Source organism: Janthinobacterium algoris, assembly GCF_051380935.1.
Taxonomy (GTDB): domain Bacteria; phylum Pseudomonadota; class Gammaproteobacteria; order Burkholderiales; family Burkholderiaceae_D; genus Janthinobacterium.
Genome location: NZ_JBNYXZ010000010.1, coordinates 33,356 through 45,492, shown reverse-complemented (window position 1 = coordinate 45,492; position 12,137 = coordinate 33,356). Strand labels below are relative to the sequence as shown.

11 protein-coding genes and 1 pseudogene are annotated in these 12,137 nt (G+C 62.3%); 5 read left to right on the top strand and 7 right to left on the bottom strand.

Annotation, left to right across the window (positions count from 1 at the left end; genetic code table 11):
• Positions 1 to 117: 117 nt before the first annotated feature.
• The 3 genes from ACQ4W7_RS16120 to ACQ4W7_RS16110 are packed head-to-tail and all read left to right on the top strand — an operon-like array spanning position 118 to position 2,171.
• Positions 118 to 771: an AIM24 family protein gene (locus ACQ4W7_RS16120; protein ID WP_436531717.1), complete on the top strand. Its 654-nt coding sequence runs from the start codon at positions 118 to 120 to the stop codon at positions 769 to 771.
• Positions 772 to 818: 47 nt separating this feature from the next.
• Positions 819 to 1,430, top strand: coding sequence for an AIM24 family protein (locus ACQ4W7_RS16115; protein ID WP_235211788.1), 612 nt, complete (start codon positions 819 to 821; stop codon positions 1,428 to 1,430).
• 3 nt (positions 1,431 to 1,433) lie between these two features.
• Positions 1,434 to 2,171 carry an AIM24 family protein gene (locus tag ACQ4W7_RS16110; protein WP_436531715.1) on the top strand — a complete coding sequence of 246 codons (738 nt, stop codon included), beginning with the start codon at positions 1,434 to 1,436 and terminating at the stop codon, positions 2,169 to 2,171.
• Between the two features lie 26 nt (positions 2,172 to 2,197).
• Here ACQ4W7_RS16110 and ACQ4W7_RS16105 read toward each other — a convergent pair whose 3' ends face one another.
• Both ACQ4W7_RS16105 and ACQ4W7_RS16100 read right to left on the bottom strand, forming a co-directional pair.
• On the bottom strand, positions 2,198 to 2,995 hold the full coding sequence (locus ACQ4W7_RS16105) for an enoyl-CoA hydratase (RefSeq protein ID WP_436531713.1): 798 nt from the start codon (positions 2,993 to 2,995) through the stop codon (positions 2,198 to 2,200).
• Positions 2,996 to 3,037: 42 nt separating this feature from the next.
• Positions 3,038 to 3,667, bottom strand: coding sequence for a head GIN domain-containing protein (locus ACQ4W7_RS16100; protein ID WP_436531711.1), 630 nt, complete (start codon positions 3,665 to 3,667; stop codon positions 3,038 to 3,040).
• A gap of 181 nt (positions 3,668 to 3,848) precedes the next feature.
• On the opposite strand from ACQ4W7_RS16100, the gene ACQ4W7_RS16095 reads away from it, so the two are divergent.
• Positions 3,849 to 4,406 (top strand): flavin reductase family protein, encoded by a 558-nt coding sequence (locus ACQ4W7_RS16095; RefSeq protein WP_426073190.1) that lies wholly within the window; start codon positions 3,849 to 3,851, stop codon positions 4,404 to 4,406.
• Here ACQ4W7_RS16095 and gdhA read toward each other — a convergent pair.
• From gdhA to ACQ4W7_RS16075, 4 genes are all read right to left on the bottom strand, one after another.
• Positions 4,403 to 5,746: an NADP-specific glutamate dehydrogenase gene (gene gdhA, locus ACQ4W7_RS16090; protein ID WP_436531709.1), complete on the bottom strand. Its 1,344-nt coding sequence runs from the start codon at positions 5,744 to 5,746 to the stop codon at positions 4,403 to 4,405. The genes ACQ4W7_RS16095 and gdhA overlap by 4 nt on opposite strands.
• Positions 5,747 to 5,964: 218 nt before the next feature.
• The gene (locus tag ACQ4W7_RS16085) at positions 5,965 to 6,207 is read right to left on the bottom strand and encodes a DUF819 family protein (RefSeq protein WP_436531707.1); all 243 of its coding nucleotides are present in this window, start codon (positions 6,205 to 6,207) and stop codon (positions 5,965 to 5,967) included.
• A 21-nt stretch (positions 6,208 to 6,228) separates the two neighbouring features.
• Complete coding sequence (gene trhP / locus ACQ4W7_RS16080; protein WP_436531705.1) at positions 6,229 to 7,590, bottom strand: prephenate-dependent tRNA uridine(34) hydroxylase TrhP; 1,362 nt, start codon at positions 7,588 to 7,590, stop codon at positions 6,229 to 6,231.
• Positions 7,591 to 7,687: 97 nt separating this feature from the next.
• Positions 7,688 to 8,326 carry a TetR/AcrR family transcriptional regulator gene (locus tag ACQ4W7_RS16075; RefSeq protein ID WP_436531703.1) on the bottom strand — a complete coding sequence of 213 codons (639 nt, stop codon included), beginning with the start codon at positions 8,324 to 8,326 and terminating at the stop codon, positions 7,688 to 7,690.
• Positions 8,327 to 8,431: 105 nt separating this feature from the next.
• Here ACQ4W7_RS16075 and ACQ4W7_RS16070 point away from each other — a divergent pair, with 105 nt between their 5' ends.
• Complete coding sequence (locus tag ACQ4W7_RS16070) at positions 8,432 to 9,655, top strand: TCR/Tet family MFS transporter (protein ID WP_436531701.1); 1,224 nt, start codon at positions 8,432 to 8,434, stop codon at positions 9,653 to 9,655.
• Here the strand turns inward: ACQ4W7_RS16070 and ACQ4W7_RS16065 are convergent.
• Positions 9,604 to 11,997 (bottom strand): annotated as a pseudogene (locus ACQ4W7_RS16065) (acyl-CoA dehydrogenase); the annotation flags it as partial. The gene ACQ4W7_RS16070 and the pseudogene ACQ4W7_RS16065 sit on opposite strands and share 52 nt — an antisense overlap.
• Positions 11,998 to 12,137: the final 140 nt, after the last annotated feature.

The following is a 12,137-nucleotide window of genomic DNA, read 5'->3' as shown; positions in this document are numbered from 1 at the left end:
TTCCCTGTGTGAACGCAAGGCGTGCCTTCGGGCACGCCTTTTTTTATTCGCTCACCCCCGTTCGGGAGGAATAGCACTTGCATGGCGGTAACGCCCCCGGTATCTTGTCGGATAGCCATGGCTTTGTGCCCTGGCATTCTTGGGGAGTCGCGCGTGACCAGTTTCCGCACCAATACCGACCGCCTGCTGGAAGTGCGCCTGCAGGATGAAAAAGTGCTGGCGATAGCCGGCGCCATGGTCGCCTATACGGGCGCCATCAAATTTGAAAAATCCCTGCTCGGTGGCGAGGGCCTCTTCGGCGCGCTCAAGCGCAAGGTAACGAACGAAGGCATGCAGGTGATGCAGGCCGCCGGCACGGGCACCGTGTTTTTTGCGCAGAATGCGGCTGAGATCACTGTCATGGCGCTGGCCGGCGAAAAGCTGACCATCGAAAGCAGCAGCCTGCTGGCCTATGACACCAGCCTGAAGACGGGCACCAGCTTTGCCGGCTTGCGCGGCGCCAGCTCGGGCCAGGGCCTGTTTTCCACCACCGTCGAAGGTCACGGCAACCTGGCCGTCATTTCGCGCGGCAACCTGATCATGCTGGAAGTGACGCCGGCGCACCCGCTGTGCGTGGACCCGGACGCCTTCGTCGGCTTCAAGGGAGATATACGCCAGGAATTCGTCTTCGACGTCAACTGGCGCACCATGATCGGCCAGAGCTCGGGCGAATCGTACCAGCACAAATTCACCGGCCAGGGCGTGGTGTTCATCCAGCCCGCCGAACGTTAAGTTAGCGAGGACCCGCGATGCCTGTCTATCAGCAGATTAATGAAAAGATGCTAGAGGTTAAACTCGGCAATGAAGAAGTGTTCGCGCGCAAGGGCGCCATGGTGTCGTACCAGGGCGATGTGGCGTTCAGCCGCTCCTTCCTGGCCGGTCAGGGCGTGCAAAGCCTGGCCATGCGCGCCGTCACGAACGAAGGCTACGCCATGATGTCGGCGCGTGGCACGGGCAGCGTGTTTTACGCGCAGGGCGGCCTGTTCGTCACCATCGTTCCCGTGCGCGGTGAAACATTCTATGTGGAAAGCGATTCCCTGCTGGCCTTCGATGCGCGCCTGACGGCCGGCACCATGTTCCTTGGCAACCAGGGCGGCGTGCAGGGCGTGGTGCGCGGCATGGCCTCGGGCCAGGGCTTGTTTACCACCACCTTGCAAGGCACGGGCGACGTGGCGATTTTGTCGGATGGCAATGCCATCGGCTTGCCCGTCACGCCGGACGTGCCCGTGTTTGTCGACCCGCAAGCGTATATCGGCCACACGGGGCAGCTGAGCTCGACCATCGTCACGGACCTGAACTGGAAAACCTTTGTCGGCCAGGCGTCCGGCGAATCGTACCAGGTGAAGTTTACGGGCCAGGGCACGGTCTACATCCAAGCGAGCGAAAGGTAAGCCATGACGATTTACACTCCCGATACCTTGCCGAAGAACGATAACCTGAACCGTTTTTCGTATGTCATCGACGTCAAGGAACAGATCTTCATTCGCAAGGGCAAGATGATCGCCTTCTATGGCGAACTGCGCTTCGAAGCCATGGGCAGCAGCGTGCTCGATTTGATCGTGCGCAATGCCTTCAATGCACCGAAATACATCCACCACTTTGTCGTGGCGCAAGGCCAGGGTCAATTGATTTTGGGCGACAACGGCAACGACCTGGCGTGCTATGACCTGGACAATGCCAACATGACCATCCGCGCGAAAAACCTGCTGGGGTTTAGCAAGGATGTGATTTGCCAGGAATCGACCTTGCCCGGTTATCTCACCATGATCGGCACGGGCAAGGTGATCGCCTCGTCGAACGGCCCCGTGCATTTTCTGGAATTGCCATGCCGCGTCGACGAGCAGGCCGTGCTGGGCTGGGCAGATTGCCCCAGCCCTTCCTACCATTACGATTATGCCCACGTGCAGGGCTGGGCCTCGGCTGCCGGCGCGCTCACGGGTTTCAGTTTATCTGGCGAGGAAAAGCAGATCGACTTCACGGGCGCCGGCACGGTGCTGGTGCAATCGTCCGAGCTGGACGTGACGGGCAGTTCCGCCCTGATGCAACTGCTGGCGCAATTGCCGCTGCTGGGCAAGGAAGACCTGGGTACCTTGAGTCTGTCCGTGCAGCAGCAGATGAAGCAAGAGCGCTAAGTTACGCTAAGTTACGCTAAATTAAGTTACGGCCGCGCCCAGCTGGGCGGCCGTTTCTCTAAAAAGGCGCTCACGCCTTCCTCCGCATCCTCTTCCATCATGTTACGCGCCATCACGTCGCCCGCATATGCATACGCGTCGTCCAGCGGCAACTGGCGCTGCCGGTAGAACATGGCCTTGCCGTAGCGGATGGCTGTCGGGCTTTTTGCCATGATCTGTTGCGCCAGGCGCGCCACGGCTTCGTCGAGCGCCGCGTCGGCCACCGTTTCATTGATCAGGCCCCAGTCGGCGGCCGTGTCGGCGTCGATGAAGCGGCCCGTCACCAGCATGTCGAAGGCTCGCTTGGGCGATACATTGCGCGACAGGGCCACCGATGGCGTGGCGCAGAACAGGCCCACGTTGATGCCGGACACGGCAAAGCGCGCGGAGGCGCCCGCCACGGCCAGGTCGCAGCTGGCCACCAGCTGGCAGCCGGCCGCCGTGGCGATGCCGTGCACGCTGGCAATCACGGGCACGGGCAAGGCCTGGATTGCCTGCATCACGCGCGAGCATTGCGCGAACAGGGTTTGATAATACGCAAGCTGGCGCGTGGCTTGCATCTGGCGCAAATCGTGGCCCGCGCAAAAGGCCTTGCCTTCGGCGGCCAGCACCACGCAGCGCACGTGCGGCTGTTGCGCGATGGTATCGAAGGCCTCTTGCAGCGCCGCCAGCATGGCTTCCGACAGGGCATTGAATTGCAGGGGGCGGTTCAAACGCAGGGTGACCAAGCCACCCTCATCCTCGCGCAGCACCAGCGGCGCTTCCGTGTCATGTGTTGCGGTCATGCGGTCTCCAGTGGCCTGATGGCCTTGTTGTTTTAGGAAATCTTATTTGGCGGCATTGACGCTGCCGATGCCGGCGATCGACTTGTGCACGATCTTCGGCTTGCCGTAATAGGTCAGCTCGCCCATGCCGCGCACCACGGCGTTCAGTTCGCCCGAGGAATACACCTTGACGGAACCGATGCCTTCGAAATTGACATCGACGTTTTTCGCCAGCAAGGCTTTCGTATCGACTTCGCCCACGCCTTGCGCCTTCAGGCGCAGCCAGTCAACCCGGCCATCGGCGGCCAGGCGGCCCGCGCCCTTGTAGCTGATGTCGACTCGTGGACCATTGAGCTTGGTCAAGATCTTCTCGCCCGCGCCTTCCGCGATCAGCTTGCGCAAGGTAGGCATGGTGATGATGACCCGCGGGTCGCCTTCCGTTTTCTTGATATCTTTATCCTTCATGGAAATCTTCAGCTCGCCATCGACCACTTCCGTGATCACGCCGCTGAGGAATTTCTGGTCGCCGCGCAGCAGCAGGGTCTGCTCCTTGCCCGATTCGACTTCGATGCTGATGGGGCCACGGATATCGATGGCGTTGAAGGCGCCGACTGTGCGGGTTTGCTCGTCGGCATGCGCGAGGGTAGCGAGGCAAGCCAGGGACAGGACGGACAACAGGAACAGAGGGCGCATGGCGGTTTCCTTGAGTAGTTGATCAGTGTATTCTATTGTGCAACATCTCCATTGGGGAGAAATTTGCGACGAACTGCACAAATCGCGGCGCGGATGACAGCGGCCATCGGCCAGCCGCGCGCCCGGCCAGACGCCGTTGGTCTATGCTATGGCGTACCGCGTACCGCGTCCTGGAGACCAGATGAAAAATTATCACAAAGAAGATTATCCCGTCGCCGACATCCGCCGTTTCCTTGAACCGGGGCCGGTGGTGCTGGTCAGTTCAACGTGGAAGGGTGAAAGCGACGTCATGACGATGGCCTGGCACATGTTGATGGAATTGTCGCCATCCTTGCTGGGCTGCTTCATTTCCGACGCGAATCACAGCTATGAAATGATCAAGCGCAGCATGGAGTGCGTGATCAACCTGCCCACGGCCGACATGGTCGATCAGGTGGTCGCCATCGGCAATTGCAGTGGCGAAGACACGGACAAGTTCACCGCTTTCGGCCTGACGGCGCAGCCGGCCGAAAAGGTGGGCGCGCCCCTGATTGCCGAGTGCTATGCCAACTTCGAATGCAAGCTGGCCCAGGTGGCGGGCAATCCGAAGGGTGGCTTCTTCATCTTCGAGTGCGTGAAGGCCCACGTGGCCACCTCGCCCAAGCTGCCCGAAACCCTGCACTACCGCGGCAACGGCGAGTTCATGGTGTCGGGCCGCACGATCAGCCGCAAGAGCCTGATGAAGCCTGAAATGCTTTAAATCACTCCCTGCGCCAGCATGGCATCGGCGACTTTCACGAAGCCGGCGATGTTGGCGCCATCCACGTAGCTGACGGTGCCATCGGCGCGCGTGCCGTACTGTTTGCATGCTGCGTGAATGCCTTGCATGATCTGCAATAAACGCACATCGACTTCTTCGCGCGGCCAGGCCATGCGGGCCGCGTTCTGGCTCATTTCCAGGCCCGACGTGGCCACGCCGCCCGCATTGCTGGCCTTGCCCGGCGCATACAGCACGCCGGCCGCTTCGAACGCTTTTGCCGCCTCGATGGTGGTGGGCATGTTGGCGCCTTCGGCCACGCACTGCACGCCATTGGCGATCAGGATGCGCGCGTCGTCGATGTTCAATTCATTTTGCGTGGCGCAGGGCAGGGCGATGTCGACTGGCACATGCCATGGTGACACGCCCGCCTCGAAGCGCACGCCCGTGCGTTCGGCGTAGTCGCTGACCCGGCCATACAGATGGTTCTTGATCTCCATCAGGATGGCCAGTTTTTCCGGCGTGAAACCGCCTTCATCGATGATGGTGCCGCTCGAATCGGAGACGGTGATGACTTTCGCGCCCATGGCCATGGCTTTTTCCACCGCGTATTGCGCCACGTTGCCCGAGCCGGAAACGGAAACGCGCATGCCTTCGAACGAGCGGCCCCGCGTTTTCAGCATTTCCTCGGCAAAATACACGGTGCCGTAGCCCGTCGCTTCCGGACGCATCAGCGAGCCGCCAAAGCTGGCGCCCTTGCCCGTGAACACGCAGTCGGCGCGGTTGCTGAGTTTTTTCATCATGCCGGCCATGTAGCCCACTTCCCGTCCGCCCACGCCGATGTCGCCGGCCGGCACGTCCGTGTCCGAGCCCACATGGCGGAACAGTTCGCTGACAAACGCCTGGCAAAAGCGCATCACTTCGCCCGGGCTCTTGCCCTTCGGATCGAAATCGGCGCCGCCCTTGCCGCCGCCCATCGGCAAGGTTGTCAGGGCATTCTTGAACGTCTGTTCGAAGGCGAGGAATTTCAGCACGGACAAGGTCACGGAAGGGTGGAAGCGGATGCCGCCCTTGTACGGCCCGATGGCCATGCTGTGCTGGATGCGGTAACCGCGATTGACTTGCACTTGCCCATGGTCATCGACCCACGACACGCGGAACATTACCACGCGCTCCGGCTCGATCAAGCGTTCCAGCAAGCCTTGTTCCGCGTATTTCGGGTGCTGTTCCAGGAATGGCCACAAGCTCTCCATGACTTCGGTGACGGCTTGCAGAAACTCGGCTTGACCTGGATTGCGTGCGGCGACATGCTGGACATACTCGTGAGCAGATGCGTATTTCATCAGAATTCCATGGAGGTAATCGGTTATTTGGGCAATGATCATCGCAGATTTCGCACAAAAATGGTGCGAAAATTTGGTTTTGATGGGTTTCTGCTACATGGTGGTGATTTTTGGGAGGCTCTCCGGCAGAGGGAAAGGGCACTGATCTTGTTGGGTGCAAGTGATGAGGTTGGTTCAGCGCCAGGCCCGGCGAGCCCGATCAGGCCCAGCAGGAAAGGCTAGTCGAGCAAGGCACCGAGGTCCATGTGCATGCCGATGGTGGCCAACAGCAGGTACCGCATGGCCGAGCCATTGGCCGAGGCGCCCGCACCTTCCAGGCTGCGCGCGCTGGTAAAGCTGAGCAGCAAGCCGAAGGTGGTGGCGAGGACGACGATCCAGAAGAAGTTTGACGTCAGCCTGTAATCCTGCAAGCGCCATGTGGCGGGCAGGGTGTTGATCCAGCTGATGATGGGGCCGGCCACGCCCGCGCACCAGAGTGGTGCTTACAAATACCGCGCTAGCAAGGCCTTGTCGAGTGCCCCGTCGAGTTCGATGCGCACGAAGTGGCCGCTGCCGGGCGCGACCTGGATCTCCTTGCCGTCATCACTGAGCATGCGTGCTATGGTGAAATCGCGGTTGCCGCCCGGATGCAGGGCCTCGATGCGGTCGCCCACGGCGAAGCGGTTTTTCACTTCCACCCTGGCCCAGCCGTCCGTCACGCCCAGCACGTCGCCCACGTACTGGCTGCGGTCCGCCTCGGAGGCGCCGCGCATGTAGTTCTGGTGCGTTTGCGTGTGGTGGCGCTGGTAAAAGCCGTCTGTGTAGCCACGGTTGGCCAAGCCTTGCAGCTGGCCCAGCAGGCCGATATCGAAAGGACGGCCCGCCACGGCGTCGTCGATGGCCTGGCGGTAGACCTGTGCCGTGCGCGCTGCGTAGTACAGCGACTTGGTGCGGCCTTCGACCTTCAGCGAATCGACGCCGATCTTCACCAGGCGCTCGATATGCTCGACGGCGCGCAAGTCCTTCGAGTTCATGATGTAGGTGCCGTGCTCGTCTTCGAGGATCGGCATCAGCTGGCCCGGGCGCTGCGCTTCTTCAATGAAATAGGGCTGGTCGGCCAGTGGATGGCGCGGCTGCTGGTGCAGCGCGGAAAACGCATTGTTGTCGGCCTCGGCCAGCGCCTGGTGAAATTCCAGCGGCACCACCTGCATGCCGCCCAGGTCGCCGCTGGCGTCTTCCGTGGCATTTTTCACCTTGTAATCCCAGCGGCAGGAATTGGTGCAGGTACCCTGGTTCGGGTCGCGGTGATTGAAATAGCCGGACAGCAGGCAGCGGCCCGAATAGGCGATGCACAGGGCGCCGTGGACGAACACTTCCAGTTCCATCTCCGGGCAGCGCTGGCGGATTTCCTCGATCTCGTCGAGCGACAGTTCGCGCGACAAAATCACGCGCGTCAGGCCCATGCGGTGCCAGAATTTCACGTCAGCCCAGTTGACGGCATTCGCTTGCACGGACAGGTGCACGGGAATCTCCGGCCACTTGTCGCGCACCATCATGATCAGGCCCGGGTCGGCCATGATCAAGGCATCGGGATGCATGGCGATCACCGGCTCCATGTCGCGCACGTACGTCTTCAGCTTGGCGTTATGGGCGAAGATATTGCTGGCGACAAAGAATTGCTTGCCGCGCGCATGCGCGCCATCGATTCCTTCCTGCAAGGCTTGCAAGGTCGAAAAATCGTTATTGCGCACGCGCAAGCTGTAACGTGGCTGGCCCGCGTAGACGGCGTCGGCGCCATAGTCGAAGGCGGCATGCATCTTGGCCAGCGAGCCGGCAGGCAGGAGTAATTCGGGAGCGTGGCGCATGGAGGAGGGGCAAAGCCGACGATCTTAAGCTGGCTGGCGCCGTATTGCATTGCTTTGGGTCAAGGAAACCCTGATTCCGGGTCGCTGCCAGGCAACATCACGCGTAAGGCGTACCCGCCATGGCGGCGTTCAAGCCTGCGTGCCCCTGGTCCACCAGGGCAAGAAAGCCGGTCTTGGCTTGCTGCGCGTCGCCATGCTGACGGAATGCGCGGTGGGCCTCGATGAGCGCTGTGCTCCAGGTGGCCAGCAGCAGGCTGGCCGCAAGGTGGGCCTGGGGATCGCGCGCGTCGCGCCCGGTGCACTCGGTCAGCGCTTGCGCCACCACTTGCGCCAGCTCGTCGCGTATCGCCCGTGCCCGCGCTTTGAGGGTATCGCTGGCCTCGATGGTGGCAATGAAACCCTGGCCGGCGGCGGAAAACGTGATGTAGGGACTGTCTTCCAATACCAGCCGATGCGCCAGCAAGCGCAGGGTCTCGATGGGGGCGATGGCGTGATCGCGCTGGCGCAGCGCCTCGCGCAGCAACTCGCGTCCCTCTTCCTCGCGGTCGAAGAACATGTCTTCCTTGCGCGGGAAGTGGTTGAACACGGTCATGCGTCCGACGTTGGCGGCGGCCGCGATCTCGTCCACCGTCACCTGCTCGAAGCCGCGCACGAAAAACAGGCGCGTGGCGGCATTTGAGATGGCTTGCCGGGTGGCAAGGCGTTTGCGGGAGCGTAGGTCGGAAGGCAGCGTCATGTTGCCACGATCATACACCATGTGTACTGAGTACAGATAACGCTTGATGGCGCAGCAAGGCGTGGCGTATTATTTATGTACTGAGTACATATTTAGATTGAGTATATGAAAATATCGGTTCCAGCGACAGCGCTGCCTGTCATCTTCGCCACTGTCCTCCTCGACGCCATCGGCATCGGCCTGATTTTCCCCATCCTGCCCGCGCTGCTGCAAGATGTCACGCATGTGGCCAACGTGGCACCGTATATCGGCATCATGACTGCCCTGTACGCGCTGATGCAGTTCATTTTTGCACCGGTGTTGGGAGCGCTGAGCGACCGCCTGGGCCGGCGTCCTGTGCTGCTGCTGTCGCTGGCGGGCGCCGCCGTCAATTACCTGTTCCTGGCCTTTGCACCCAGCCTGTGGATGCTGCTGCTGGGACGCGCCATCGCGGGCTTGACGAGTGCCAACATCTCCGTGGCGACGGCCTACATCACGGATATTTCTCTTGAAAACCAGCGGGCGCGCCGTTTCGGCTTGCTCAACGCCATGTTCGGGGCAGGCTTCATCATCGGCCCCGTGCTGGGCGGCGCGCTGGGCGATTACGGGCTGCGCCTGCCATTCATGGCGGCCGCCGTACTGAATATGGCTAACCTGCTGCTGGCGTTGTTGACGTTGCCCGAATCTCGCCCGCTCATGCGCCCGCCCATGCGCGCAAAAATCGACCTGGCGGCATTGAATCCCGTGCGCCCGCTGCGCTGGGTTTTCTCTGAGAAAAGCTTGCTGCCGATTACCGTCATTTTCTTTACCTTCAGCGCGGCCGGTGAAGTGTATGGCGTGTGCTGGGCGCTGTGGGGCCACGATGCGTTCGAGTGGAACGGGCTGTGGATCGGCCTGTCGCTGGGCGCCTTTGGCGTGTGCCAGGCGTTGGCCCAGGCCTTCTTGCCCGGCCCGGCAGTGAAACTGCTGGGCGAGCGCGCCACCATCCTGGCGGGCGTGGCCTGCGCCTGCCTGGCGCTGCTCGTCATGGCCTTCGCTACCCGCAGCTGGATGATCTTTGCCATCATGCCCGTGTTCGCCTTGGGCGGCATCGGCGCGCCGGCCCTGCAATCGCTGGCCACGCGGCAAGTTGCCGATGACCGGCAAGGCCAATTCCAGGGCGTACTGGCCTCGTCCGTGAGCCTGGCATCCGTGCTGTGCCCGCTGGTGTTTTCCAGTATTTATTTTGGCGTCAGGGCGCACTGGCCCGGCGCCATCTGGCTCTCCGCCATCGTCGTGTACGCGGCCTTGGTGCCGCTCGTGCTGCGCTTGCCGCTGGCATCAAACATGCCTGCGTCATCGCGGGGATAGGCAAGCGAGGCTTGCGTCGCGGCGGGGGCGAAATCGTCGACCTGTATCAAGCCGTCGACCAGGCGCGCATATTCCAGCAAGGTATTGTGCTCCTGGCAGCTGACCGAGCCAGCCGGCTTGGCCGTCGCCAGCCACTGTTGCATGGCGGACAGGCTTTGCGGCAGGTGCCGGAGGGCCGCCCCTGCGGGCGTGTCTTTCAGGCGGTTTTCGATGTGCAGGACCTCGGGCAGCAAGGCCAGCGCCCGCTCGGCGCAGGCCAGCGGATCGTCGCCGTGGCTGCCCTCGCTGGCGACATGGCCGTCGGCCAGCAGCCGTTCGCGGTCGGCGCCCGGCGTTTGCAAGGCCTGCGCCACCGCGCTGCCCAGTTCGTCGGATGGCGGACGATGGGGCAGGCCGAAGGGCAAGAGCAGCATGCGCAGCAGCACCGCCAGTGCGCGCGCGGGGAAGTTATCGAGTACGCCCGTCAAGCCCTGTTGCGCCTTGAGCAGCGCATCTTGCAGCGACCAGTGCACATAGGGCAGGTCGGCCTCGGGCCGGCCATCGTCCTCGTAGCGCTTCAGCACCGCCGAAGCCAGATACAGTTGCGCCAGCACGTCGCCCAGGCGCGCGGACAACCGTTCGCGGCGCTTGAGCTCGCCGCCGAGCACGAACATCGACATATCCGTCATGACGGCAAAGGCCGTCGAGATGCGCGTCAGGGCACGGTAGTAGGGCGCCAGTGCGGGCGCGCTGGCCTCGGGCACGGCCGCCAGGCGCGCGCCGCCCAGTCCGTACCACAGCCCTCTGGCCAGGTTGCCCAGCACAAAGCCCACGTGGCCAAAGAAGGCAGAGTCGAAATCGCGCACGGCTTTGCGACCGTCGCTTTCGCTGACGGCGGCCATTTCCCTGAGCACATACGGGTGCGCGCGGATGGCGCCCTGGCCAAAGATGATCAGGCTGCGCGTGAGGATGTTGGCGCCTTCGACCGTGATGGCGATGGGGATTTGCTGGTAGGCGCTGGCCAGGAAATTGTTGGGGCCGATGCAGATGCCCTTGCCGCCGAGGATATCCATGCCGTCATTGACGAGCGCGCGTCCCCGCTCCGTGACGTGGTATTTGACGATGGCGGAAATGACGGCCGGCTTTTCGCCCAGGTCGACGGCGTGCGCGGCCAGGGTGCGGGCCGCATCCATCAGGTACAAGTTGGCGCCCATGCGGGCCAGCGCTTCCTGCACGCCTTCGAACTTGCCAATAGGCATGTTGAACTGGCGCCGCACGGCCGCATACGCGCCGCTGCCGCGCACGGCCATCTTGCCCATGCCCACGCTGGACGAGGGCAGCGAAATGGCGCGCCCGGCCGCCAGGCATTCCATCAGCATGCGCCAGCCCTTGCCCACTTGCGCCTGGCCGCCGATGACCCAGTCGATGGGGATGAAGACATCTTGACCTGACGTCGGGCCGTTCTGGAATGCCGCGTTCAATGGGTGATGGCGGCGGCCGATCACCACGCCGTCGTGGCTGGCGGGGATCAGGGCGCAGGTGATGCCGGGCGCATCGTTATCGGAGAGCAAATGTTCGGGATCGCTGGTTTGGAATGCCAGGCCCAGCAAGGTCGCCACGGGCGCCAGCGTGATGTAGCGCTTGTTCCAGGTGAGGCGGAAACCCAGGGTGGCGCGCCCCTCATGCATGCCCATACACACCACGCCCAGGTCGGGAATGGCGGCCGCGTCGGAACCCGCATACGGGCTGGTCAGCGCAAAGCAGGGAATGTCGGTGCCGGCAGCCAATCGCGGCAAGTAATGGTTTTTCTGTTCTTCGGTACCGTAGTGCAACAGCAATTCGGCCGGCCCCAGCGAATTGGGCACCATCACGGTCACCGCCAGCGCCGAGCAGCGGCTCGACAATTTCATGACCACTTGCGAATGCATGTAGGCGGAGAACTGTTTGCCGCCGTATTGTTTCGGGATGATCATGCCGAGGAAACCTTGGCTTTTCATGTAGGCCCACGCTTGCGGTGGCAAGTCGAGTTGCTGCTGCGTTTCCCAGTCGTTGACCAGTTCGCACAGCCGCTCGACGTCATGCTCGAGAAAGCGGCGCTCCTCGGCGGTGAGTGAGGCGCGTCCGTAGGCCAGCAATTTTGGCCAGTCGGGCCGCCCGGAAAACAGGTCTGCGTCCCACCACGTGGTGCCCGCCTCGAGCGCGTCGCGTTCCGTCTCGGACATGGTTGGCAAGATGCGCTTGAACAGGGCCAGCAGGCGTGGAGCGAGTAGGGCGCGGCGCACGGGGCCGGGCGCGAACAGTGCGATCAGGCAGAGCAAGGCTGCCAGTATCATCATCATCATCATCATCATCATCATCAGCATGCGATATCTCCTGTTGAATAAGAACAGGATAGGCCGATGCAGCCGATGCTACTGTACGGTACTGCGCATACGCACAACGCCAACCGCAAGGGTTGGCGTTGTGCGGGAACAAAGTTCCCGGTGATTCACGGGGTTGCTCG

Bases quoted from the DNA above. Each gene is read 5' to 3' on its own strand.
- ACQ4W7_RS16120 (WP_436531717.1), top strand. From the start codon at position 118: ATGGCTTTGTGCCCTGGCATTCTTGGGGAGTCGCGCGTGACCAGTTTC.
- ACQ4W7_RS16115 (WP_235211788.1), top strand. From the start codon at position 819: ATGCTAGAGGTTAAACTCGGCAATGAAGAAGTGTTCGCGCGCAAGGGC.
- ACQ4W7_RS16110 (WP_436531715.1), top strand. From the start codon at position 1,434: ATGACGATTTACACTCCCGATACCTTGCCGAAGAACGATAACCTGAAC.
- ACQ4W7_RS16105 (WP_436531713.1), bottom strand. From the start codon at position 2,995: ATGACCGCAACACATGACACGGAAGCGCCGCTGGTGCTGCGCGAGGAT.
- ACQ4W7_RS16100 (WP_436531711.1), bottom strand. From the start codon at position 3,667: ATGCGCCCTCTGTTCCTGTTGTCCGTCCTGTCCCTGGCTTGCCTCGCT.
- ACQ4W7_RS16095 (WP_426073190.1), top strand. From the start codon at position 3,849: ATGAAAAATTATCACAAAGAAGATTATCCCGTCGCCGACATCCGCCGT.
- gdhA (WP_436531709.1), bottom strand. From the start codon at position 5,746: ATGAAATACGCATCTGCTCACGAGTATGTCCAGCATGTCGCCGCACGC.
- trhP (WP_436531705.1), bottom strand. From the start codon at position 7,590: ATGCGCCACGCTCCCGAATTACTCCTGCCTGCCGGCTCGCTGGCCAAG.
- ACQ4W7_RS16075 (WP_436531703.1), bottom strand. From the start codon at position 8,326: ATGACGCTGCCTTCCGACCTACGCTCCCGCAAACGCCTTGCCACCCGG.
- ACQ4W7_RS16070 (WP_436531701.1), top strand. From the start codon at position 8,432: ATGAAAATATCGGTTCCAGCGACAGCGCTGCCTGTCATCTTCGCCACT.